Here is a 1,659-nt window from a genome sequence, read left to right as displayed (position 1 = left end):
GCTGGAGCTGGAGCTGGAGCTGGAGCTGGAGCTGGAGCTGGAGCTGGAGCTGGAGCTGGAGCTGGAGCTGGAGCTGGAGCTGGAGCGGCGGGCTCGGTTTCCGGCTGTAGAAAATCACGCGCATTAAAAATGAACGAACACCGCCCGCAGCGCACCTTGCCATGATGGGCGGCGAGCTGGTCATCGCTAACGCGAAAGGCGGTGTTGCAATTTGGGCAGCGCGTGATGTGTGTCATGCGGCGATTTTAACCGGATTTAAGGGTTTATTTCCGTAAGCCAGACAAACACACCCAGCCCTCATGTTCGTTTGGCGCAACAAAATCAAACCATTCGCCGTAAATCGCCACGATTTCATGCGCTTGTTCCGCCAGAATGCCCGACAGCACCAATTTGCCGCCACTACGGCAACGACCTGCCAAGAGTGGCGCCAGCGCTTTCAGTGGATTGGTCAGAATATTGGCAATCACCACATCATAGTTTTCAGCCGGGGCGGCGTCCGGCAGGAAAAAGCGGGCGGTCACGCCGTTTTGTTCGGCATTTTGTGCCGAAGCAATCATCGCCTGCGGATCAATATCCACACCATCGGTTGGGCCGGCGCCCAGCTTCAGCGCGGCAATCGCCAAAATCCCCGAGCCGCAGCCGTAATCCAGTACCTTTTCGCCGCCTTTAATTTCGCGATCTAACCATTGCAAACACAGGCGCGTGGTGGGGTGGCTACCGGTGCCAAAAGCGAGGCCCGGGTCGAGTTGAATGTTCACGGCCGCAGGATCTGGGCACTCATGCCAAGTTGGCGTGATCCACAAACGTGGCGAAATAGGGATCGGATCAAATTGAGATTGCGTCAGGCGCACCCAGTCCTGTTCTTCCACCACCACGATTTCATATTGTGGGGCTGCTTGCTTGAGCTGATTGGCTGCCGCAGTCACGATCAGCGAGAGATCCGTCTCAGCATCAAACAACGCCAGAACTACGCTGGTGTCCCACAATTGATCGACGGGCTCACCCGGCTCGCCAAAAATCGGTTTTTCATCCTGCGTGCCGGCCGCAGCGTCTTCAATCGAGACTGACAGCGCGCCCAGATCAAATAAAACATCGGAATAGTTTTCCGCTTGGGTCGAGTCAGTGGTCAGGCGCAGTTCTTGCCAAGGCATGATGAATTCCTATCTGTATATATATGCATTGAATGGGCGCGATTGTCGCATCTTTGCTGGGGGCTGGATAGTTTGCGCCGCTGGCGCGCAGACTTGCTGCATGCGTAGCGGCCAGCCTTTGTTGGACTGGCGCAATTTTCTTTGATGTTCGTCTCTTTGCAAATCAATCGCTTATCGACTTGTGGGCGCTTTTTCGTTGGATTGGTGTTGACGTGTTTTCGATGGGTGGGTATAGTTCGGCCTCTCTGCTGATGACGCAGCGAAACAAAACGAGTTTCTCTAGTCGCCAGCCCGATCTTTAACAAATTACAGCCGATGAGTGTGAGTGCTTGATTCGTAAGTCGAAACAAGTGCTTGCACTCAGATGATAGGAAAAAAACAAGTCAGCAGGCTTTGCCTGTTAACTCGTGATTTTCTTTGAGTATTGAAGTACAAGCCAAGTAGTAAAAATAGCTTAGAGATTAAACGAAAGAGTTTGATCCTGGCTCAGATTGAACGCTGGCGGCAT

Annotated in this window: 2 protein-coding genes; both read right to left on the bottom strand. The window is 53.3% G+C overall.

The window, feature by feature from the left end:
* A partial coding sequence (locus tag G482_RS20960) for an MJ0042-type zinc finger domain-containing protein (protein WP_211227592.1) occupies positions 1 to 236 on the bottom strand: 236 nt, incomplete at its 3' end.
* A 27-nt stretch (positions 237 to 263) separates the two neighbouring features.
* Positions 264 to 1,151, bottom strand: a complete 888-nt coding sequence (gene prmA, locus G482_RS0107485) for a 50S ribosomal protein L11 methyltransferase (RefSeq protein ID WP_028449521.1) — start codon at positions 1,149 to 1,151, stop codon at positions 264 to 266.
* Between the last annotated feature and the right edge of the window lie 508 nt (positions 1,152 to 1,659).

It is taken from the genome of Chitinibacter tainanensis DSM 15459 (assembly GCF_000429785.1).
GTDB lineage: Bacteria > Pseudomonadota > Gammaproteobacteria > Burkholderiales > Chitinibacteraceae > Chitinibacter > Chitinibacter tainanensis.
Note: the sequence above shows the minus strand (reverse complement) of the source record. Positions and strands in the feature narration are given on the sequence as shown.